The sequence below is a fragment of the Alistipes sp. An31A genome (assembly GCF_002159425.1).
Lineage (GTDB): Bacteria > Bacteroidota > Bacteroidia > Bacteroidales > Rikenellaceae > Alistipes > Alistipes excrementigallinarum.
In genome coordinates, this window is record NZ_NFIO01000003.1 from 181,312 (window position 1) to 204,166 (window position 22,855).

Sequence of the window (22,855 nt, forward strand, 5' to 3'; positions counted from 1 at the left end):
GTCGGTCCTTTTTAGATGTTACTCCTTGAGATAGATGCGCTTGACGCGGCCCGACACGGAGGTGAGCACCTCGTAGGAGATGGTGCCGAGTACCTGGGCCATCGTCTCGGGGTCGTTGCCCGGCTCGGCCGAGAAAATCACCGCCTCGTCGCCCTCCGCAACGCCGGGGATGTCCGTCACGTCAATCATGCAGCTGTCCATGCAGATGCGCCCCACGATGGGGGCCGGCATCCCCTTGACGCGCATCGACCAGCGGCCGCAGCTCAGATGGCGGTCCAGACCGTCGGCATAGCCCACGGGGATGGTCGCCGTCACCGTATCGCGGTCGAGCTTCCCGGCACGGCCGTAGCCCACCGTATCGCCCGCGCGGAGGTGTTTGAGCTGCACGATGCGGGTCTTGAGCGTCGCCACGGGGCGCAGCGCCGGATTGTGGCGCCAGCCGAAGCCGTAGAGCCCGATGCCCAGCCGGCACATGTCGAACTGCGCCTCGGGAAAGCGCTCGATGGCGGCCGAATTGGCCGTATGGCGGATGACGCCGTAGGGCAGCGCCTCGGCCAGCTGCGAGCTCATCCGCGCAAAGCGGGCAATCTGGACCCGCGTGTACTCGTCCTCCTCGGGCATGTCGGCGCAGTTGAGGTGCGAGAAGATGGTGGCCACCTGCACCTGCGTCGTCGCACGAAGCCGCTCGGCAAGGTGCGGGAGCTCCTCCTCGACAAAGCCCAGACGGTGCATCCCCGTGTCGAGCTTGATGTGAATCGGATAGCGGCTCTCGCCGGCCTGCTCGGCCGCCGCCTCGAAGGCCTCGAGCGAGTGGAAGCTGTAGATTTCGGGCTCCAGACGGTTGGCAATCATCACGTCGAAGCTGTCGGCATCGGCGTTGAGCACCACCACGGGCATTGTGATGCCCCGCTCGCGCAGCAGCACCCCTTCGTCGGCAAAGGCGACGGCCAGGTAGTCGACCCCTTCGTGCTGGAGCATCTGCGCCACCTCGAAGTCGCCCGTACCGTAACTGGCCGCCTTGACCATCGCCACCAGACGCGTGCCGAAGGAGAGCTTCGAGCGGAAGTAGTTGAGGTTGTCGCGCATGGCGTCGAGGTCGACCTCGAGCACCGTCGTATGGCTCTTGCGCGAGAGGGCGTGGGCCAGCTTCTCGAAGCGGTAGTCGCGCGCCCCCTTGAGCAGCACCGTGCAGCCGGCCACCGCCTCGCGCGGGATGCGGGCGATGCACTCGTCGGTCGAGGCGTAGAAGGAGCGCCGGCAGTTGAAGAGCCCGGCAAAGCGGCGCAGCCGCGGGCCGATGCCGATGAAGTACTCCACGCCGGCCCGCTCGACCATGCCGGCCACGCGGGCGTAGAGCTCCTCGTCGGGCAGGCCGCTCTGGGGGATGTCCGACAGCACGAGCGTCTTGCGGCGCGAGAGGGCGATGTTGTGGAGGTAGTCGAGCGCCAGCGCCAGCGAGTTGAGGTCGAGGTTGTAGGCGTCGTTGACCAGCACCGAGTCGTTGATACCCTCCTTCACCTCGAGGCGCATGGCCACCGCGGGTGCCGAGGCAAAGCTCGGGGCCGGATAGCCCATCACGGCACAGAAGGCCTCGACAATCTGGGCGTTGCGGCGCGAGGCGGCGTTGCCCACGACGCTCTCCGCCACCTCGGGGAAGCGGGCGGCATCGACCGGCCGGCGCTCCGGGAAGCGGGCCTCAATCATCGCGCCGAGCGGCTCGTAGTAGCTGTGGTAGATGATTTTGCGGGCGCTGCGGGCCAGCACCATCTTCTCGTCGCACTTCTGCTCGAGGCTCAGGAAGTTCTCCTGGTGGGCGTCGCCAATCGAGGTGAAGACCACCTCGTCGGGGCGGATGATGCGCTCCAGACGCGCCATTTCGCCCGGACGCGAGATGCCCGCCTCGAAAATCGCCAGCTCCTCGTCGCCCTCGAGCATCAGCACCGAGAGGGGCACGCCCAGCTGCGAGTTGTAGCTCTTGGGCGAGCGGTAGAACTTCACGCCGGCGGGCAGCTCCTCGACAATCCACTCCTTGATGACCGTTTTGCCGTTCGAGCCGGTGATGCCCACTACCGTCCCGTGGAACTGCGCGCGGTGGTAGGCCGCCAGACGCTGCAGCGCCGCAATGGCGTGGTCGACCACCACGAAGCCGCACGTGCCCTCCTCGAGCTCCTCCAGGCGGCGTTCTACCAGAAAGGACTTCACCCCCCGGCTCTGCATTTCGCGCACGAAGTCGTGCGAATCGTGGTTGGCGCCGCGCATGGCGACAAACATCGGGGCCGAGCCGAACTCGCACGAGAGCGAGCGGCTGTCGGTCACCACCGAGCGGACCTCGGCGTCCGCCCCGTACAGGCTGCCGCCCACGATGGCGGCAATCTGCGAAAGAAGGTATTTCATGAACGAATCACTAAACTAAAAGGTTCCATCTCTTTGTTCCGGCCCTTTGCGTCGGGCAGTTGCCCGGGCATTCGCTCGGACAGCAGCCCGGACAGCTGCTCCGGGTCTTGTTCCGGCCCTTGCTCCGGCCTTTGACTCCGGCCTTTGGCCCCGGCCCTTGCTCCGGCGCCGGCACTCCGCAGTCCGTTTTCCCCCCCCCGAAGGGAGCGCGGCCCCGAAGGGAGTGCATCCTGCCGCCCGCTCCGCCGGCCGGAGGGCGGAAGGCAGAGTCCGGAGGGCGCAGCGGCGCCGTCGGGTCAGTTCGTATCGAAGGTCACCACCGTGATGCCGGCGCCGCCGCGGTCGGCATGCTCGTCGACGGCGCTCACCACCTCGGGCACCGTCCGCAGGTAGCGGCGAATCTCCTCCTTGAGCGCGCCGGTGCCCTTTCCGTGGAGGATGGTCACCGAGCTTACGCCCACCATCAGCGCATCGTCCACCAGGTCCTGCACCGCCTCGAGCGCCTCGGCGGCCCGCATGCCCCGCACGTCGATGTGGTCGCGGAAGTTGAGCTTGCGCGCCGAGATGTCGACCGAGATGCGGGTCCGCGCCGTCTGGGGACGCGTCGCCTCGCGGTACTCGTTGTTCGAGACCACCTGCAGCCGCTCCTTCTCGACGGTCGTGAGAATCTGCCCGAAGGCCACCTGCGCCCGCCGTCCCTTGATTGACTGCACCACGCCGACCATCTCCTGCCCCGCCATGCGGACCTTCGAGCCGACCTCCACCTCGCGCGGTTTGGGCGCCTCGGCCGGTGCCGCATCGCTCTTTGCCGCAGCCTCCTGCTCGCGCCGCTCGGCCCGCCGCTGGCGCCGCCGCTCGATGCGCTCCATCTCGCGCGCCACCGAGGCGTCGTGCTCCTCGTCGTCGCGCTGCTCGACCGTATCGCGGAACTCCTCCAGCTCCTTGCGCGCCATGCGCGTGAGCTCCTTGTCGGCCTGCGCCTCGCGGATGGTCTTGATGGTGTTCTCAATCTGGCGGTTGGCCTCGGCGACCAGCTCCTGGGCCTCCTGCTTGGCGCGGCGGATGATTTCGTTCCGCTCGGTGCGGATTTTCGAGAGCTGCTCGGCATAGTTGCGCTCCAGCTCCTCGACCTTGCGGTCCGTCAGACGGATGCGCTCGCGCTTCTGCGCCCAGTAGTGCTTGTCGCGCGCAATCTCGCGCAGCTGCTTCTCGATGTTGATGTGGTCGCTGCCCGCCTTCTCGCCCGCCTCGCGGATAATCTCCTCGGGCAGTCCGATTTTGCGGGCGATTTCGATGGCGAACGAGCTGCCCGGCTTGCCCATCTCCAGACGGAAGAGCGGCCGGATGTGCTGCACGTCGAAGGCCATGGCGCCGTTGGCAATCCCCTCGGTGCTGGCCGCATAGTATTTGATGTTGGCGTAGTGGGTCGTGATGACGCCGTAGCACCCCTTCTCGAGCAGCCGCTCGAGGATGGCCTCGGCGATGGCGCCGCCGATGATGGGCTCGGTGCCCGAACCGAACTCGTCGATGAGCACCAGCGTCTGAGACGACGCCCCGGCAAGCATGTGCTTCATGTTGAGCAGGTGCGACGAGTAGGTCGACAGGTCGTCGTCCATCGACTGCTCGTCGCCGATGTCGATGTAGATGCTGCAGAAGACGGGCAGCTCGGAGACCTCCGAGGCCGGGACGAGGTATCCGCACTGGAACATGTACTGCACGATGCCGGTGGTCTTCAGGCAGACCGACTTGCCGCCGGCGTTGGGGCCCGAGATGACCAGGATGTGCTTTTCGCGGTCAAGCTGCATGTCGAGGGGCACCACCTCGCGCCCCTGGGCGCGCAGCGTCTGCTGCAAAAGAGGATGGCGGGCATTCCGCAGCACGAGGCGGTCGTCGGTCGAGACAATCGGCCGTCCGCAGCCGTTCTCCGAGGCCCAACGCGCCTTGGCCCGCACCATGTCGACGTCCGAGAGGTAGTCGCCCGAGGCGGCGATGAGCGGCGCATCGGGGCGGATGGAGTCGGTGAACTCGGTGAGGATGCGGACAATCTCGCGCCGCTCGGCATACTCCAGCTCGCGCAGCTCGTTGTTGATTTCGACCACCTCGACCGGCTCGACGTAGAAGGTGCGGCCCGTGGCCGACTCGTCGTGGATGAAGCCCTGCAGCTTGCGCTTGTTCGAAGCGGCGACGGGAATCACGGGGTGTCCGTCGCGGATGGAAATCTGGGTGTCGGCATCGACGATGCCCGCCCCCTTGGCGGCAGCCAGCACCTGCTGCAGCCGCTTGGCCGCCTGCCCCTCGCGTTCGCGGATGGAGCGACGCACCTCCTGCAACACGGGTGAGGCGCTGTCCTTCACCTCGCCGAAGTTGTCGACAATCGAGTCGATGCGCCGCACAATCTCGGGGAAAGCCTCCACCCCGCGGCTGCGGGCATAAAGGGCCGGATAGCGGCTCTCGCCCCGCGTCTGGATGAACGAGACAATCGCCCCGACGGCCGCAAGGGCCTGCCGCAGCGTGACCACCTCCTCCACGTCGAGGAAGGTACCCTCGACCTGCAGCTTGGCCATCACGCCGTCGACATCGGGGAAGTCGCCCGAGGGGAAGTCGCGCTCGAGGTCGAGCAGCTGGCGCATCTCGTCGGCCAGCGCCAGGCGCCGCTCAATCTCGCGGGCCGAGGTCGAGAAGCCCTCGGCAGCGAGCTTCTCGCGGGCCGCCTGCATCGTACAGCCGGCGGCCACCTGCTCTCGGATTCGGTCGAAACCGATTTTCTGTTCGAAAGTATCCGGATATATCATAAAACAAACTATTCTAACAACGGAACCACACGCTACAGCGGAGCCATACGCGCCCCTTTCTGCCGGGCCGCCCCTGAACGGGGAGCTTCTCCCGCTTCGAAGGCCGCCCCTCTTCATGAATCAAACCCCTCCCGAGGAAGGGGTTTGCATCACATTGTATCGTATCCATCTGCCGCCTGCCGTCCCGCTCCCGCGCTCCGCCCCGGAACGAACGCTGCGAGACGCCGCAGGTCCACATCGTCTCATCAATCGTTTCCATCACCTCTCTATCGCCACCGCAGGCCCCGATGTCTCGCCGGCTCCAGCCGCAGCTGCCCGAAAAGGACAAGTCGCCCTCCGCGCTCCGCGGCACCGCCTCGGCTACTGCTGCGCGGCGCGCTTGAGCGAGTCGCGCTCGGCACGGGCCGCCTCCTTCGCGGCACGGCGCTCGGCACGGGCCTTCATCTTCTCGGGGTCACGCCCGAAGAGCGAAAGGTGGACGTAACGCGCCGGGTACTGCTTCAAATCCTCGAGCAGCGTCGCGAGGTTGCCGCTCGCCTCCGTGAGCGAATCGTAGAGCGCCGCATCGCCCACCAGCTTGCCGAGCGTCCCCTGCTGCTCGTTGAGCTTCTCGAGCAGGGCGTTGAGCTCCTCGACCGAGCCGGCCAGATTCGAGGCGAACTCCTGCTCGGAGAGCTCCCCGGCCATCGCATTGACACTGCGCAGGATGCTGTCCACGCGGCCGGCATTCTCGCCCAGCGTCCCGGCGAACTCCGACAGTCCGCCGATGGCTTCGTGCAGATGCGTCCGCTCGGCGGCGAGCAGCTCGTCGACGTTGCCCGTGATGGAGTTCAGATGGGTCATCGTCCCCGAGAGGCTGGCGGCATTCTCCTCCAGCAGGCGGTTGATGTTGCCCAGCGTCTGCGACAGGTCATCGGTCAGCCGCGAAAAGCGCTGCTTGAAGAAGTCGAGCTCCGAGTCGGCCATGTCCATCAGGTCACGGTCGCGGCTTGAACGAATCGTATCGCCCGCCTCGAGGTAGGTCGAGGCCGCGCCGTAGCTCACCTCGATGGCCTTGCCGCCCATCAGGCTCTGGCTGACAATCTTGGCCTCGGAGTCGGTCGGAATGCGGTACGTACGGCGGATGGTGAGCTGCAGCACCACCTTGTCGCTCTTTGCCGGGTCGAAGGCGATGCCGGTCACCGTACCGATTTTCACGCCCCGCATCATGATGGGCGAGGCGGCCTGCACGCCGTTAATCTGGTCGTAGGCGGCATAGTACTCCACGTTGCGGCTGAAGATGTCGATGCCGCTCAGGAAGCGGATGCCCGCCCATGCGGCGAGAATCATCGTGACGGCGAATATTCCGATTTTGGCTTCTCTTTTCACTTTCATGGCTCAAATGCTTTATTTGACAATCCGGCCCCCGCTGCAACGCACCACGAAGGCATCGGGGAAGCTGCGGCGCACCTCGCGGAGCGCCTTGCGGGCCTCCTCCTGGGTGCGGTACTCCCCCACACAATATTTGTAGCGGAAGCTCCCCTCCGCATCGTACTGCTTCACCTTGTTGCGGTACTTGCCGAACTGCGACGAGGAGAGGGCAACCTGCCGGGGGCTCGCAAGCACCTGCACCGCGTAGCGCACCTCCGTATCGGCACGCTGCGCAGCCTCGGAGCCGCTCTTCCGCTCCCCGGCCGCCTGAACGGTCTCGGGCGCCGGCTCCTCCTCCGCATCGGCCTCGTCGAGCTCCGGAAGCTGCGTGCCGCGCAGGTAGGCGTCGTAGTCGCGCACGGCGTTGTAGAGCGAGCGGGCGATTTCGGCCTGTCCCTTCTCGGACTTCATGTAGGCCATCTCCTGGGGGTTGGACATGAAGCCGATTTCGGTCAGCACGCCCGGCATGTCGGTGGCGTAGAGCACGCGCAGCAGCTGGGGCTTGATGCCCCGCAGGTGGCGTCCCGCCTTGCCGTAGCGGCTCTGGATGCAGCGGGCCATCGCCATGCTGTACTCGCCGTAGGTGAACTGCAGGTTCTGGATGTAGGCCCGCACGATGGCCGCCGTCCGCTCGTCCGACATGTCGATGAGGTCCTCGCGGTTGCTCTCGTAGAGGGCGTTCTCGTTGTAGCGCTGCTCCTTGGGCGTCTCGCCCATGATGAGCGTCTCGACACCGCGCGCCGAGGTTGCCGCCGCCGCATTGACGTGCACCGAGACGAAGAGCTCGCCGCCGGCGCCGTTGGCAATGTCGGCCCGCGCCTGCAGGTCGTCGAGCAGCGTAGCGCCCAGCTCCTTGTCCGTCTTGCGCGTATAGACCACCTTCACCCCGGGCATCCCCTGCTCGATGAGCCGCCCCAGACGGAGCACCACCGCCAGCGTGAGGTCCTTCTCGTAGACCTTGCCGTAGTGCGCCCCGGGGAACTTGCCGCCATGGCCCGCATCGAGCACGATGACCTTGAGCCCCGGCGCAATATTTTCCGCCTGCGCACCGTTCATAAGAACGGCGCACAGCGCAAAGGCCACTGCTGCAAGAAATCTTCCCCGCATATTGTGAGGTGAATTGTTAGCTTTCTGTAAATTTTTACCTATCTTTGTCGCGCCCCGAAAATGCCTCCCGGCAGAGCGAAGGACACCCCTCGGAGGTGTTTTGCCGACTTGTCGGCAAAGGTACGTAATTTTTTGAAAATTTGGAGAAATTCCGGGTAAAATATCTCGTCTCGGCAGCCGTCGTCCTGCTCTTCGCGCAGCTGGTCTTCGGCTTTCCGGCCTCTCCTGCTGCGGGAGCGGCCCCGTTGCGTGATACCCTGAACCCTGCCTCCGACTCGGCCCGCGAAGCCATCGCCCGCCAGGAGACCGCAACCCCCGAAGAGCCGCTGAGCCGCCGCGAGCGGCGCCGCCAGCAGCGCGAGGCCCGCGAAGCGGAGCGCCGCCGCGCCGCCTTCGATTCGCTGCCCCAGCAGGAGCGCGACTCGCTCTTCAGTGCCTCGGTCGACTCGCTTGTCGAGCAGAAGAGCGCGGCCCCGCAGCGCGACTCATCGAAGCGCAAGGGCGGCAAGAAGGGGGGCGCCTTTCTCGAAGACATCATCTCGGGCCAGAACACCGACTCGCTGGTCTACGACGTGCGCAACAAGACGGTCTACGTCTACAACGAAGGCAGCGTCTCCTACCAGAACAGCAGCCTGAAGGCCGACTTCATGCGCATCAACATGGACAACAAGCTGATTTACGCATACGGCAAGGCCGACACGGTCGAGGGGAAACCCACGGTCACCAAGCCCGAGTTTTCGGAGGGCAGCGAGTCCTACGCGATGGACACGATTGTCTACAACATCGACACGAAGAAGGCCAAAATCAAGGGCGTGGCCACGCAGCAGGGCGACGGCTGGCTGGTGGGCGGCAGTGTGAAGAAGATGCCCGACAACACCATCAACATCGAAAACGGCAAATACACCACCTGCGAAAATACGGACCACCCGCACTTCTATCTGGCAATGACCAAGGCGAAGGTGATTCCCGGCAAGAAGGTGGTCACCGGTCCGGCCTACCTCGTCATGGAGGATGTGCCGATTTACTTCCTCGGCATCCCCGAAGGCTTCTTCCCTATCAGCAGCGGCCCGAAGTCGGGTCTGCTGATGCCCACCTACGGCGAGGTGGCCACCAAGGGCTTCTACATGCGCGACATGGGCTACTACTTCACGCTGGGCGACCACGCCGACCTGGCCGTGCGCGGCGGTTTCTATACGCTCGGCTCGTGGGAGGCCTCGGCCGCGGCGCGCTACATCAAGCGCTACAAGTACAGCGGCAGCTTCAACGTCCAATACTCGAACAACAAAATCGGCGAGAAGGGCGAACCCGACTACACCAAGAGCAGCGACTTCAGCATCCAGTGGACCCACTCGCAGGATGCCAAGGCCAACCCCGGTTCGACCTTCTCGGCCTCGGTGAACTTCCGCACGAGCGGCTACAACCGCTATGCGGCCACCAACCTCAACGACATTCTTGCCACGCAGACCAACTCCTCGATTTCCTACTCGAAGAACTGGGCCGGCACCCCCTTCTCGCTCTCGGCCAACATGGCCATCTCGCAGAACTCGAGCAACAAGACCATCTCGGTCACGCTCCCCACGCTGGTCTTCAACGTCTCGCGCATCTACCCCTTCAAGCGCAAGGAGCGCATCGGCAAGGAGCGCTGGTACGAGAAGATTTCGATGCAGTACACCGGCAAGATGACCAACTCGGTCTCGGCCACCGAGTCGGAGCTCTTCTCGAGCAAGACGTTCGACAACATGAAGAACGGCATCGAGCACTCGATTCCCGTCTCGGCGTCGTTCAACCTGCTCAACTACATCAACATCTCGCCGTCGTTCAACTATACGGAGAAGTGGTACTTCAAGAAGCAGGAGTATGAGTGGAACCCCGTCACCAACCGCACCGACACGCTTGCGCCCCAGTACGGATTCTACCGCCTCTACAACTACACGGCCAACGTTTCGGCCTCGACGACCATCTACGGCATGTACGACTTCACCAAGAAGCGCAAGGACCGCAAGCTCCAGGCCATCCGCCATACGCTGACCCCCTCCATCGGCTTCTCCTACGCCCCCAACTTCGGCGACCCGCGCTACGGCTACTACCGCATGCGGCAGACCGACTCGCTGGGCAACTTCACCACCTATTCGCCCTATGCGGTCAACGCCTACGGCGTCCCCAGCTCGGGCCAGCAGGCGGCGATGACCTTCTCGCTCTCGCAGAACCTCGAGATGAAGGTGCTCTCGAAGCGCGACACCTCGGGCGTGAAGAAAATCAAGCTCATCGACGAGCTGCGTCTGAGCGGTTCGTACAACTTCCTGGCCGACTCGATGAACCTCTCGAACATCAGCATCTCGTTCCGTACGACGCTCTTCAACAACTTCGGCATCAACCTCTCGGCCACGCTCGACCCCTACCGCGTGACCCCCGAGGGACGGCGCTACAACAAGCTCTTCTTCCCGGGACGCATCGTCTCGACGGGATGGTCGTTCGGCTACACCTTCAAGTCGCGTGACGACCGCTCGCAACCGGCCGTCAACGACATCACCAGCATCCCGCCCGAGTACATGAACCCCTTCTACGACCCCTACGGGTCGATGGACCCCGTGCTGCGCCGGCAATACATGGCCCAGACCTACTACGACTTCTCGCTGCCGTGGAACTTCGGCTTCAACTATACGGTCAACTACTCGGTCTCCTACGGCAACTATCCGCCCAAGGGCTACCGGGCCAACGTCTCGCAGACCATCGGCTTCAACGGCAGCGTCAACATCACCCCCAAGATGGGCGTCACGTTCCAGGGCGGTTACGACATTGCCAACAACAAGCTCACCACCTCGTCGGTCTCCATCACGCGTGACCTGCACTGCTGGCAGATGTCCTTCTCGTGGATTCCCTTCGGATACTACCGCAGCTGGAGCTTCAACATCGGCGTGAAGGCCGCCTCGCTTGCCGACCTGAAGTACGACAAGAGCCAGAGCCGCTACGACAACATGTACTGATGCCGGGGGGGGCCGACAGGAGCCGACAGGGACGGACGGTTGCCCGGTGGGAACGAACCGGGGACCGACACGAACAGACAGAAACCCGGCGAGATGAACAGAAGCCGGCGCGGCTGGATGCCGGAGAGGCAGCGGCACAAAACATAAAGCGGACACTCGTCGGAGTGTCCGCTTTTACATCTTCCGGCCCGCCTGCGCGCGGAGGCAGCTCTCCGCACGTAGGGGCCGAGGCAGGGAATTAGAGCCGCTGCCGGACTGCCGGATGGCCGGCAAAGGCACCGCGGCCCAGCTTGACGCCCGAGGAGCTGCCCGCAGCCGACCCTTCGGAAACCGCATCGATGTCCAGACGCTGGATTGCGGTGGTCACCAACCCCAGCTCGCTCACGCCGAAGACCAGTACCGAGCACTTCGTCCCGGGCAGAACGGAGAAGCCGTGGTCGATGGCCGAGACGGTCGCCTTGCCCTTCGAAAGAATGCCGGGGGCGAACCAGCTCGAAATACCCTCGTACTGCTCCATCGAGAGCACCAGCGCAAAGGCATAGCCGTAGTCGCCGCCGTTGTCGGCCACCACGTCGCTCTGGGGGAAGGCCACGTAGTAGTGTTCGGTATCGTCCGAGGGGGTCACCTCGACCGTCACGTTAACCGTATTGAACGGCTCGCCGGTCTCGGAATCGGTCACCTCGACCAGCTCCTGGCCGGTCACCTCAACGTCGAACGTGCAGTTGCTCGTCGCCTTCCACTCGGGCGTGGTGAAGTTCTTGATGTAGAGCGGCGTGGTGACACGTACGGGCCCCTCCTCGTTCGAGGAGTCGAACTCCACGCCGTAGGCATAAAGCATGTAGTCCACACCGGGATTCAGGATGCGCGTATCGTAGACGCTGTTGCCCGTTTTCGAGGCCTCCTCCATCCACTGGTACCACTTCACCCAGGGCATGGCGGCCGTCATCGCCTTGTAGTAGCCGAAATCATACCCCTCGATGAAGGCCATGTCGGAGTCGTAGGCCAGATACTTCTCGACGGGAATCTGTGCGAACTGATAGAGCAACGCTCCGTCCTTGGGCTCGACCCGCAGCCGCGCCGAGCGATAGGTGAGGTTCTCGACCGTCAGGGCAATCGGCGCCTCGCTCGTCGTGATGTCGACGCTGGCGAAGGCCGAAGCCGAGAGCGTCACACCCTCGGCGGGCAGCGCCTGCACGGAGAAGCGGTAGGTCGTACCGAGCGAGAGCGTACGTCCGCGCTCGCCGCCCAGCTCGACCGACGTTGCGGCAGTCTTGCCCGACAACAGAGGGTGGAGCTCCTCGCCCACCACCTCGTCGAGGCGGTAGGCATACTCGGCGGCATCCTCCACGGCCGACCACCCGAAGGCGAGCAACACGGGCTCCGTGGAGCGCTCCTCGCTCTGCCCGATGGCGGGAGCCGCCAGCGACAGATTACCCTCCCCGTCGGAGGAGTCGCAGGCGACGGTGCCGAACAGCAATACAGCCACTACCCAAACCTTGAACCAACCATTAACCAGATTTTCTATAAGCATTGAAACTTTTAACAGGATGAATAAAAAAACCGGCCGTCCCCGACAACGGCCCGGCAGCGTGCACCGAGTGATATCAAGGGCGGTCTGATGGAGACAAAAATAGGACAAATCATCGGAAAAATCGACCAAAACAGGTAAAAAAGTAAGGGGATGGCCGCTTTTGCAGCCATCCCCTGCCTTTCAAGACAGAGGGCAATCCGCCCGTCCGCCCGCCGATTCAAAGACGCGTTACGGGCGAGGCCTTGCGCTCGAACGTATTGGCAAACCGGAAGGCGGGCATGCCGAGCGCCAGCACGGCGCAGACGCGGCGCCCGTCAAGACCCAGAAGCTGCTCCAGCGCCCCCTTCTGGCGGCGTCCGGCCACCAGCACGAAGCCCATGTATATCTGACTCACACCCAGCGCCTCGGCCATGAGCGAGGCGTTCTGGCAGGCCAGATTGGAATCCTCGACCGCAAAGCGGCTCTTGAGCGGAGCGTGGATGAAGAGCACGGCCGTCGCACCCCGCAGGATGGGGTCGCGCCCCTCTGCATACTGCTGCTTCATGCGGCGGAAGGCGGGCAGATAGCGCGCGGCGTCGGGCATCAGGAAGCGCACGAAGGGGCGCATGAGCGGATGCGACAGCAGCCGCGCCGTACGGTCGAAGACTCCGAGCGTGAACTCCGTCACGGCGCGCAGCTTCGCGGGGTCGGTCACCAGCGTATAGCCCAGTTCGCGGGCGTTGGAGGCCGTCGGGGCGCAGTCCGCCGCGGCGACAATCCGCCGCAACGCCTCCTCGGGCACGGGCATGTCGGTCAGCGCCCGATTCGAGCGGCGTGCCCGGATCAGCAGTTCGACCGCATCGGCCGACGGCAGCGCCGCGCGGTCGAGCGGATGGATTGTCCCGGCCGGGAAGAGCTCATGGTCGATGGCCGACGCGGGGCAGACCGCCACGCAGTGGCCGCAGCCGATGCAGCGGTCTGGCCGCTGCACCGTAACCGGCATACCGGGCTTCTCCTGCTCCAGAATCTCGAAGGGGCAGACCCGCACGCAGCGGCCGCACCGGATGCACTTGTCACTAATCTCAATTCTCATTGTCGTCGTTTGTTTTACCGCACGTCGCCTACCGTCTTCGGGTCATGCCGGTAGCGGAAGACCAGCGCGAAGACCAGCGCCACGACCAGTGCATAGCCCGCAAAGATGAGCCACGAGGTCGACCAGCCGGCCACCATTGCCTCGGCATCCGTCTGCGAATAGACGAAGCGGTTGACCACTGCCTGCGCTCCGAGCGTGCCGATGGTGGCGCCGATGCCGTTGGTCATAATCATGAAGAGCCCCTGGGCGCTCGAACGGATGGCGACGTCGGTCTCCTTGTTTACAAAAAGCGAGCCCGAAATGTTGAAGAAGTCGAACGCCACGCCGTAGACAATCATCGAGAGGATGAACATCCAGACACCGGGACCGGGATTGCCCAGTCCGAACAGGCCGAAGCGCAGCACCCAGGCCAGCATCGCCATAAGCATTACGTTCTTGATTCCGAACCGCTTGAGGAAGAAGGGAATGAGCAGAATGCAGAGCGTCTCCGAGACCTGCGAGAGCGAGATGAGCGCATTGGCGTGGTTCGCGCCGAAGGTCGAGGCAAACTGCGGAATGTCACGGAAGCTGGTGATGAAGGGGTTGGCAAAGCCGTTGGTTATCTGGAGCGAGACACCCAGCAGCATCGAGAAGATGAAGAAGAGCGCCATCTTGCGCTGCTTGAAGAGCGTGAAGGCGCGCAGGCCAAGCGCCTCGACCAGGCTCTTGCGCTCGCCGCCGCGGCTGACCGGGCACGAGGGGAGCGTCATGGCGTAGACACCCAGCACCAGCCCCAGCACGGCGCACTGCACGAACTGCATGTAGGTGGTCTGGAAGCCCGCCGCGTCGCACACGAGCATCGAGCAGATGAAGCCCACGGTACCCCACACGCGAATCGGCGGGAAGGACTTCACCGTATCGTAGCCCGACCCTTCGAGCACGCAGTAGGCCACCGAGTTGGAGAGGGCGATGGTGGGCATGTAGAAGGCGACGCTGAGCGAGTAGAGCGTGAAGAGCACGCCGAACGAGACCCCTTCGCCCGTAGCCAGGGCGTAGTAGCCGGCCGCCCCCATGAAGAGCGCAGCCAGCAGGTGGCAGATGCCCAGCAGCCGCTGCGCCGGCACCCAGCGGTCGGCAATGATGCCCACGATGGCGGGCATGAAGAGCGACACGATGCCCTGCATGGCATAGAAGATTCCGATATGCGAGGCCAGTCCCACGCCGACGAGGTACGACCCCATGGAGGTCAGGTAGGCTCCCCAGATGGCGTACTGGAGAAAGTTCATTACGGTAAGGCGGAATTTAATTCCCATAAAAACAACGGTTTAAGGTTACATTTGCGTTTTGTGTCGGTTTGTCGTCCAAAAAAAGTTTAAACAAAAATACATTTTTTTTGCGATTTTCTTTGCATTTGCAAAATAAATATCTACTTTTGCATCACCAAAACGTCATTGAGCTATGGTGTAATGGTAACACAACAGATTCTGGTCCTGTTATTCTTGGTTCGAATCCAGGTAGCTCAACAAAACCGCTCCTCTTCAGGAGCGGTTTTCTTTTTCCCCGGAGCCGTCGCAAACCCCGACCGACCCGGCGTTACAGATGCTCGGGACGCCCCCCCGCACCACGCTCCTGCCGATTGACCGTTGACCGCGCGGCCCCGCTGCTCCACGGCGAGGCGCAAGCCTTTCGCGAACCTTTGCCCCACCACCGACAACCTCCCGACCGTCGTTCAACCCTCACCTATTTATAAGAGCGCAGCCGCATCTTCCGCCGCAGAGGGTGCGCCCGCCCCGAACGAAGCGCCGCTCCGTTACCCCTGCACGCTCTGCTGGCCCGGCACACTTCGACTTCCCGGCCCGCTTCGACATCCCTGCGCACTTCGACTTCCCGGCCCGCTCCGACACCGGCCCGCTCCGCAAACAAGGCTCCAAAACGAACCATTCTGCACCCGATGTCGGGAAAATGTGCCGAAAATGTACTTTTTTACTCCGAAAGATGCAGAGTAAACCTTTTTTTACTACATTTAGCACGAACAAATCATCAAAATCAACCCGCTATGAAACAGCACCGCTTCTTCCATGCCCTGCTGCAAGGGCTATTTGCCGGCTTCGCCGCCGTTTCGCTCCTGACCGGATGCAGCGACTCGAAGACCGACTCCCCCACTCCCACCCCCAAACCCGACCCGGACCCCGACACCCCGACGGCCGTCACCTTCGCCATCACGCTCGGCAGCTACGACCAGCAGGGTGTCTCGCTCAAGGTCACCCCGTCGGACGAGCAGGCGTCGTACTACTGCAACCTCTTCGAGGCGTCGACCTTCGAGGAACTCTCCGACGATGCCCTGCGCGCCTTCATCAAGGGGCTCGAGGCCGAAGCGTCGCTCCTGCACACCGGCACCGGGGAGTTCACCCTTGCGCGTGAGCTCACCCCCGCCACCAAGTACCGCATTCTGGTGGCCGGCCACGACGCCACGGCAGGCTTCACGGGAGACTTCGCGCTGAGCGAACCCTTTGAGGTGGAGACTTCGGCCGAACCCGAGCCCTTCTCGTTCGAGGTCAAGGAGGTCACCTTCAACAGCGCCTCCATCCTCGTCAAGCCGCTCGACGCCTCGATGTCCTACTTCATCGACGTGCGCGATGCCGCTTCGGTCGACCAGATGGGCGACGAGAAGCTCGTCGAGGAGCTGCTGAAGCTCTACGGAGGCGCCATGGCCTTCCTCTTCACCTATCAGGGCGAGAAGACCATCTCTTCGGGTGTCGACTTCGGCTCGCTGCAGCCCGACACCGAGTACTACGTCTCGGCCTTCGGCTACAACGAGGCAACGAACAGCGCATCGACCAAGCTCGCCAAGATGAAGTTCAAGTCGGCCGCTGCGGGCGACCCGACGCAGAACTCCTTCACGTTCGACATCGCCGACGTCACCGCCAACGGCGCCAACATCACGGTGCACCCCTCGGACGCCAGCGTGTTCTACGTCTGGGACGTCATCACCGAGGCGAACTACAAGAGCTACGGCCAGAACAACGACGGCCTGCGCAAATACCTGAACAACTACATCGAGAGCCAAATCAGCACGTCGTTCCCCACGCGCGAGGATGTCGTTGCGGTCTGCGGCGTGCGCGGAGAGAGCAACTTCGGCTACGAGTCGCTGCTGCCCAGCACGACCTACTACATCTGGGCCATCTGCGTCGACGCTTCGGGCAACCCGACGGCCGACCCGGCGCTGAGCGAGTCGTTCACCACCAAAGAGGAGGTGGTCTCGACGGCCACGGCCACCCTCGTCTTCGACAAGTACTACGACGGCAGCGAGCTCTACAAGCTCGACCAGAACCTCTACGCCAGCTACAACGGCAAGGCCTACGTCCCGGCCACCGTGGAGCGTTCGGCCGACGCCACGACGTGGTACACCATCTACACCTCGACCAACCTCATGGACACGGAGACCTACACCGACACGGTACTGCGTTCGATTCTCGTCAAGCAGGGGACCGAAGGGGTCGAGACGCCCCATTACGCCGTCGCGTGGGATACCGAGGTCTACTTCCTCGCCGTGGCGAAGGATGCCGCCGGGAACTTCGGACCCGTCTTCCGCAAGAGCCTTACCGTCAGCCTCGACGGAGCATCGCCCGTGAGCGAGCTGACCGGTTCGGCCCGTCCTGCCTCCAGACCGCTTGCCACGCGGCCCCTCGTGCAGCAGCTGGTCAACAAGCTCCGATAACAGAGCCTGCGTGACAGCACGCGAGGTACAACCCGCCGATTCCGGCACTTCAACGCACAAGACCGCTTCCCCTCCGGGAGGCGGTCTTTTTTTGGAGAGGCCTTGTGCCGCAAAAGCACCACCCCACTTCTCGCCTCGACGCCTTCTTCCACAGCAAGCCCCGAAGCGCAGCTTCACAGGCAGGAAGGAAGTTGGGCCGGAACGCGCACTGGAATTCACACCGAAACGCGGACCGAGACGCAGGCCAGAACACAGGCCAATGCACACCGAAACGCGGACCGCAATAGAGGCGGATATGCACACCGGAATCGGGCGCAGAAATCCGACGCGAAAATCCGACGCGGGCCAGGCATCGCACCGCCTGAACACACCGCCCGAACGCACCGCTCCCCCTCTCCTCTGTCGCAAAAAAAGGGCAGCCACCCCGAAGGGTGGCCGCCCGTAACGGACGCCGCACACGGTGCGGCCCGCAGGGTTCCGACATACGGCTACTTCTGGTCGCTGCCCAGACCCATCTTCTCAATCAGCGCCTTGGTCTCGGGCTTGTGGCCGCGGAACTTGACGTAGAGGGTCATCGGGGGCTCCGTACCGCCCTTCGAGAGGATGTTCTCGCGGAACGAGTCGGCAACCTCGCGGTTGAAGATGCCCTTCTCCTTGAAGAGCGAGAAGGCGTCGGCCTCGAGCACCTCGGCCCACTTGTAGCCGTAGTATCCGGCCGCATAGCCGCCGGCGAAGATGTGGCCGAAGGCGGGCGACATGGCCGTACCGGCAACGACGGGCAGCACCTGCGTGGGGGCCATCGCCTTCACCTCGAACTGCTCTACATCACCCTCGTAGGGCTGCTTGAGCGTATGCCATGCCATGTCGGTCATGCCGAACGAGAGCTGGCGCACGTTGGCGTAGGCCGCCAGGTAGTTCTGCGCCGCCACGATGCGCTCGACCAGCTCGGCGGGCATCGGCTCGCCCGTCTCGTAGTGGACGGCCCACAGGTCGAGGAACTCCTTCTCGGTGGCCCAGTTCTCCATAATCTGCGACGGGAGCTCGACGAAATCGCGGTAGACGTTCGTGCCGGTGAGCGACTCGTAGGTACCCTTGCCCAGCATGCCGTGCAGCGCGTGGCCGAACTCGTGGAGGAAGGTCTCCACTTCGTCAAAGGTCAGCAGCGAGGGCTTCGTCTCGGTGGGCTTCGTGAAGTTCATCACCAGCGACACCAGCGGGCGGGTCTCTTTGCCGTCGACCACCTTCGTACCGCGGTATTCGGTCATCCAGGCGCCCGAGTTCTTCGAGGCGCGGGGGAAGAAGTCGAGGTAGAGCACCGCCAGGAAGTTGCCCTGCTCGTCGGTCACGTCGTAGGCCGTCACGTCGGGGTGGTAGACCTCGACCTGCTCGTTGGGCGTAAAGTTGAGCCCGTAGAGCTTGTTGGCCAACAGGAAGACACCCTTCTTCACGTTCTCGAGCTTGAAGTAGGGCTTCACCATCTCGTCGCTCAGGGCATACTTCTCGTTCTTGTACTTCTCGCTGTAGTAGGCCCAGTCCCAGGGCATCAGCTCACCCTCGAGCCCCTGCGAGGCGGCATAGGCGTTCAGCGTGGCGTAGTCCTGGTCGGCGTAGGACTTCGTGGCCTCCAGCAGCTCGTCGAGGAAGGAGTTGACCGTCTGCGTATTCCCGGCCATGCGCTCCTCGAGCACGTAGTCGGCATAGGTCTCGTAGCCGAGCAGGTTGGCGATTTTCAGACGCAGGTTGGCAATCTGCTTCAGCACCTCGCAGTTGTCGAACTCACCGCCGAGCGCACGCGAATTGTAGGCGCGCCAGAGCTGCTCCTTCAGCTCGCGGTTCGACGAGTAGGTGAGGAAGGGGACGTAGCTCGGCGCATGGAGCGTCACGGTCCACCCCTTCTGACCGCGGGCCTTGGCCTCGGCGGCCAGCCCCTCGCGGACAAACTCGGGAAGTTCGGCAACGGCCTTCGGGTCGGTGATGTTGAGCTCGAAGGCGTTGGTGGCGGCCAGCTCGTTCTGGTCGAACTTGAGCGTCAGGCCGGCCAGCTGGGTCGAATACTGGCGGTAGAGCTCCTTGTCGGCATCGGAGAGCGCCGCGCCGTTGCGGGCGAAGCTCTTGTAGCTCTTCTCGAGCAGCATCTTGTCCTCCTGCGAGAGGAACCATCCCGGATGCTCGTAGACGGCCTTCACGCGGGCGAAGAGCTCGGGGTTGAGCGCGATGTCGTTCTGGAGCGCCGTCAGACGGGGCTGCACCTCGGCGGCGATGCGCTGCATCTCCTCCGAAGTGTTGGAGCTCAGCAGGTTGTAGAAGACACCCGAGATGCGGTTGAGCAGCGCGCCCTGACGCTCGAGCGCCACGACCGTATTCTTGAAGGTGGGTTTGGCGGGGTTGTTCACAATCGCCTCGATTTCGGCCCGCGAGCAGGCGATGGCGGCATCGAAGGCCGGTTCATAGTGTTTGAGCTCGATTTTCGAGAAGGGCGGCGTGGCGTAGGGGGTATCCCACTCGACCAGCAGCGGATTGGTCTTGTCGAGCTCGGGCAGCTGTGCCTTGGGGAGCGAATTGTCGGCGCAGCCCGCCGTCATTGCGGAGATTGCCATGATTAGAAGTGCTTTTTTCATAAACGTTCCTGGGTTAGGGTTCTTTCCGATTGGGTTGCATTACTTTTTGAGCGTGGTCTTGAGACGCGCCGCCTGCGTGGGGCGGGGCCGGGCGCCGAGCGAATCGACGCTGCCGGCAACGGGATGCGCCGGGGCGTCGGGCATCGCCACGCTGTCGGCCGTCTGGGGCGGTTCGATGAAGCCGCGGGCCACGAGCAGCGCCGTCTTGTCGGGGTCGGCGTCGCGGAAGGCGCGGTAGAGGCTCATGCCGTCCTCCGAGCCGCCGCGTGCGAGCAGCTGGCGGCGGAAGCGCTCGGCCAGACGCCGGTTGAAGAGGTCGCCGCTCTGCTTGAAGGCCTGGAAGGCATCCTTGTCGAGCACCTCGGCCCAGATGTAGAAGTAGTAGCCGGCCGAATAGCCGCCGTCGAAGATGTGGCTGAAGTAGGGATAGCGGTAGCGCGGCTCGATTTGAGGCATCAGGTTGCGGCGCACGCGCAGGGCGTCGTGCTCGAAGGCCTCGACGTCGAACGGCTCGTACTTCTCGATGGAGTGGATGTCCATGTCGGTCAGGGCGGCGGCCACCAGCTCGGTGGTGTTGAAGCCCTGGTTGAAGTATTCGCTGCGGCGGATGCGGTCAATCAGGTGCTGGGGAATCACGTCGTCCGTGCGGTAGTGGACGGCGAACTGGCGGAGCATCTCGGGCTCGGTGACCCAGTTCTCCATAATCTGCGACGGAAGCTCGACGAAATCGCCCTCGACCTCCGACAGGCCGCGGTACTTCACGTCGTGGAAAAGGAAGTGGAGCGCATGGCCGAACTCGTGGAAGAGCGTCTTGGTCTCGTCGAGGGTCAGCAGCGCCGGAGTCGAGCCGGTCGGGCGGGTGAAGTTGCAGACGATGCTCAGCACGGGAGCCACGCGCTTGCCGTCACGGTAGACCTGCTCGACGTAGTTGCCGCACCATGCCCCCTGGCTCTTGCCCGGACGGGGGAAGTAGTCGAAGTAGAGCACGCCCAGATGGGTTTCGTCCTGGTCGAGCACCTCGTAGGCGCGCACCTCCTCGTGGTAGACGGGGGCGGCAATCGGCCGGAAGGTGATGCCGTAGAGGCGGTTGGCCAGGAAGAAGACGCCGCTCTGCACGTTGTCGAGCGAGAAGTAGGGGCGCAGCATCTCCTCGTCGAGCGAGTAGTTCTTCTTGCGCAGCTTCTCGGCATAGTACCACCAGTCCCACGACTCGAAGGTCGCGCCGGGCAAATCCTCGTGCAGCAGTTCGGTCATCTCGGCCAGCTCCTCGGAGGCGCGCTTCAGGGCGGGCTCCCACACCTGGTCGAGCAGCGAGTAGACGTTCGACACCGTGCCGGCCATCTCGTCCGCCACGACATAGGCCGCATAGGAGGGGTAGCCCAGCAGGTGGGCCTTCTCCGTACGCAGGCGGATGAAGTCGTTGATAAGCTGCTTGTTGTCGTACTGGTCGCCGTGGTTGCAGCGGTTCAGGTAGGCCTTGTAGAGCTCCTCGCGCAGCGCCCGCTTCGACGAATAGGTGAGGAAGGGGATGAGGCTCGGCTTGTGGAGCGTGAAGACCCACTTGCCGCCGCGGCCCAGCTCGTCGGCCTTCTCGCGCGCGGCGTCGCGCACGCCGGCGGGCAGTCCGTCGAGGTCGGCCTCGTCCGAAATCTCGAGCACGAAGTTGTTGTTCTCCGCCAGCAGGTTGCTGCCGAAGCGGACGGCCACGCGCGTCAACTCCTCGTTAATCTCCTGGAGCCGCTTCTTCTGGGCCGGGTCGAGCAGCGCGCCGCTGCGCACGAAGCGGTCGTAGGTCTTCTGCAGCAGGCGGCTCTGCTCGGCGTCGAGGCCGAGCTCGGCGCGCCGGTCATAGACCGCCTTGACGCGGGCGAAGAGCTGCTCGTTGAGCAGAATCCGGTCGTTGTGGGCCGAGAGCAGCGGCAGCGCCTCCTCCTGGATGGCCTGCATCCGCTCGTTGGTCTCGGCGCCGCAGAGCATCTCGAAGACCAGCCGCGTCTGCGCCAGCATCTGGCCCGAGTTGTCGTAGGCCAGAATCACGTTCTCGAAGGTCGGCTCGTCGTTGTTCTCCACGATGGCGGCAATCTCGGCATCGTGCAGCGACATGCCCCGCTCGAAGGCCGGCATGAAGTGCTCGGAGCGGATTTTATCGAAGGGAGGCGTCCCGTAGGGGGTTTCCCACTCGGTGAAGAAGGGATTCTCGCCGCTCTGCTTCGAAGAGCCGCATGAGGCGAGCGTCATGAAAAAGGTACTCATCAGTAACAGTCCCGTAAAACGTTTCATCGTCGGTGAAATTCCTGTAAATTTTACTTAACTTTGCAGCGGCGCGGCCCCGGGCGGAGCGTTGCCTCCGCAAAGATAATCATTTATACCGATTATGCAACTCCGGAGCGCCTGCACGGCTCCCCCTGCGGGCGGAAAAAGCCCCGCGCCGCAGCCGTGCGGCCCCACCCCGCCGCGCGGCAGACAGACCATACCGAACAACCAGACATGCAACTCTTCTACGCTCCCGACATCACTCCGCCGCTCCACACGCTGAGCGAGGAGGAGTCGAAACACTGCGTGCGGGTGCTCCGCCTCGCATGCGGCGACCGGCTCCACATCACCGACGGGCGGGGTGAGCTCTACTGCTGCGAGATTGTCGACGACAACCCCCGGCGCTGCACCGTGCGCGTCGTCTCGACGCAGCACGAATTCGAGAAGCTCCCCTACGCCCTCACCGTGGCGTGCGCCCCGACCAAGAATACCGAGCGCTTCGAGTGGTTCCTCGAAAAGGCGACCGAAATCGGCATTGCGGCGATTCTGCCGCTTGAGACTGAGCACAGCGAGCGCCGCCTCTTCAAGGCCGAGCGCAGCGAGAAAATCATCACGGCGGCCCTCAAGCAGTCGCTCAAGGCCTACCGCCCCCTGCTGGCCCCCCTCACCCCCTTCGCCGAGGCGGTCACGCGCCCCTTCGCCGGGCGGAAGTTCATCGCCCACTGCGCCCCGGCCCTCTCGCCCGCCGGCAAGCACTATCTGGCGCAGACGCTCCGCGCGGGTGAGGATGCACTCATCCTGATTGGTCCCGAGGGGGACTTCTCCCCGGCCGAGATTGCGCTGGCGCTCGACCACGGCTTCGAGGAGATTACGCTCGGCGAACAGCGGCTGCGCACCGAAACGGCGGCCGTCGTCGCCACGACGATGGTCTCGGTGGTCAACCACCTCGCCGCCCCCGACAACGAATAGACCGCCCGGCGGACAACAACACCCTTAC

General features: G+C 63.8%; 12 protein-coding genes and 1 tRNA gene. 4 read left to right on the forward strand and 9 right to left on the reverse strand.

Translation table 11 applies throughout. From position 1 onward, the window contains the following. Positions 1–18: 18 nt before the first annotated feature. The 4 genes from alr to B5F90_RS04390 form a co-directional block, all read right to left on the reverse strand. Positions 19–2,394 carry an alanine racemase gene (gene alr, locus B5F90_RS04375; protein ID WP_087361573.1) on the reverse strand — a complete coding sequence of 792 codons (2,376 nt, stop codon included), beginning with the start codon at positions 2,392–2,394 and terminating at the stop codon, positions 19–21. A gap of 296 nt (positions 2,395–2,690) precedes the next feature. Next, positions 2,691–5,186, reverse strand: coding sequence for a Smr/MutS family protein (locus B5F90_RS04380; protein WP_087361575.1), 2,496 nt, complete (start codon positions 5,184–5,186; stop codon positions 2,691–2,693). Between the two features lie 360 nt (positions 5,187–5,546). Continuing rightward, on the reverse strand, positions 5,547–6,560 hold the full coding sequence (locus tag B5F90_RS04385; protein WP_308663238.1) for an MlaD family protein: 1,014 nt from the start codon (positions 6,558–6,560) through the stop codon (positions 5,547–5,549). 12 nt (positions 6,561–6,572) lie between these two features. Further along, positions 6,573–7,703 carry an N-acetylmuramoyl-L-alanine amidase gene (locus B5F90_RS04390; protein WP_234025699.1) on the reverse strand — a complete coding sequence of 377 codons (1,131 nt, stop codon included), beginning with the start codon at positions 7,701–7,703 and terminating at the stop codon, positions 6,573–6,575. 140 nt (positions 7,704–7,843) lie between these two features. Here B5F90_RS04390 and B5F90_RS04395 point away from each other — a divergent pair, with 140 nt between their 5' ends. Further along, entirely contained in the window at positions 7,844–10,687 is a 2,844-nt protein-coding gene (locus B5F90_RS04395; RefSeq protein ID WP_087361579.1) for a putative LPS assembly protein LptD, read from the forward strand. Between the two features lie 238 nt (positions 10,688–10,925). On the opposite strand, the gene B5F90_RS04400 is transcribed toward B5F90_RS04395, so the two are convergent. The 3 genes from B5F90_RS04400 to B5F90_RS04410 all read right to left on the reverse strand — a co-directional run bounded on the left by B5F90_RS04400 (position 10,926) and on the right by B5F90_RS04410 (position 14,582). Then, a complete protein-coding gene (locus tag B5F90_RS04400; RefSeq protein WP_143256101.1) occupies positions 10,926–12,218 on the reverse strand; it encodes a hypothetical protein in 1,293 nt (430 codons plus the stop codon). Positions 12,219–12,435: 217 nt separating this feature from the next. Then, positions 12,436–13,290 (reverse strand): nitroreductase family protein, encoded by an 855-nt coding sequence (locus B5F90_RS04405; RefSeq protein ID WP_087361583.1) that lies wholly within the window; start codon positions 13,288–13,290, stop codon positions 12,436–12,438. Between the two features lie 14 nt (positions 13,291–13,304). Then, a complete protein-coding gene (locus tag B5F90_RS04410; RefSeq protein ID WP_087361585.1) occupies positions 13,305–14,582 on the reverse strand; it encodes a nucleoside permease in 1,278 nt (425 codons plus the stop codon). Between the two features lie 139 nt (positions 14,583–14,721). Here B5F90_RS04410 and B5F90_RS04415 point away from each other — a divergent pair. Beyond that, positions 14,722–14,792 (forward strand) — tRNA-Gln (locus tag B5F90_RS04415). A 533-nt stretch (positions 14,793–15,325) separates the two neighbouring features. After that, positions 15,326–16,987 (forward strand): hypothetical protein, encoded by a 1,662-nt coding sequence (locus B5F90_RS04420; protein WP_087361587.1) that lies wholly within the window; start codon positions 15,326–15,328, stop codon positions 16,985–16,987. Positions 16,988–17,475: 488 nt separating this feature from the next. Here the strand turns inward: B5F90_RS04420 and B5F90_RS04425 are convergent, their stop codons facing one another. Next, on the reverse strand, positions 17,476–19,584 hold the full coding sequence (locus B5F90_RS04425) for a M3 family metallopeptidase (RefSeq protein WP_234025700.1): 2,109 nt from the start codon (positions 19,582–19,584) through the stop codon (positions 17,476–17,478). A 60-nt stretch (positions 19,585–19,644) separates the two neighbouring features. After that, positions 19,645–21,885, reverse strand: a complete 2,241-nt coding sequence (locus B5F90_RS04430) for a M3 family metallopeptidase (protein WP_239307741.1) — start codon at positions 21,883–21,885, stop codon at positions 19,645–19,647. 207 nt (positions 21,886–22,092) lie between these two features. Between B5F90_RS04430 and B5F90_RS04435 the strand changes: the two genes are divergently transcribed. Continuing rightward, on the forward strand, positions 22,093–22,827 hold the full coding sequence (locus B5F90_RS04435; RefSeq protein WP_087361593.1) for a 16S rRNA (uracil(1498)-N(3))-methyltransferase: 735 nt from the start codon (positions 22,093–22,095) through the stop codon (positions 22,825–22,827). Positions 22,828–22,855 lie beyond the last annotated feature (28 nt).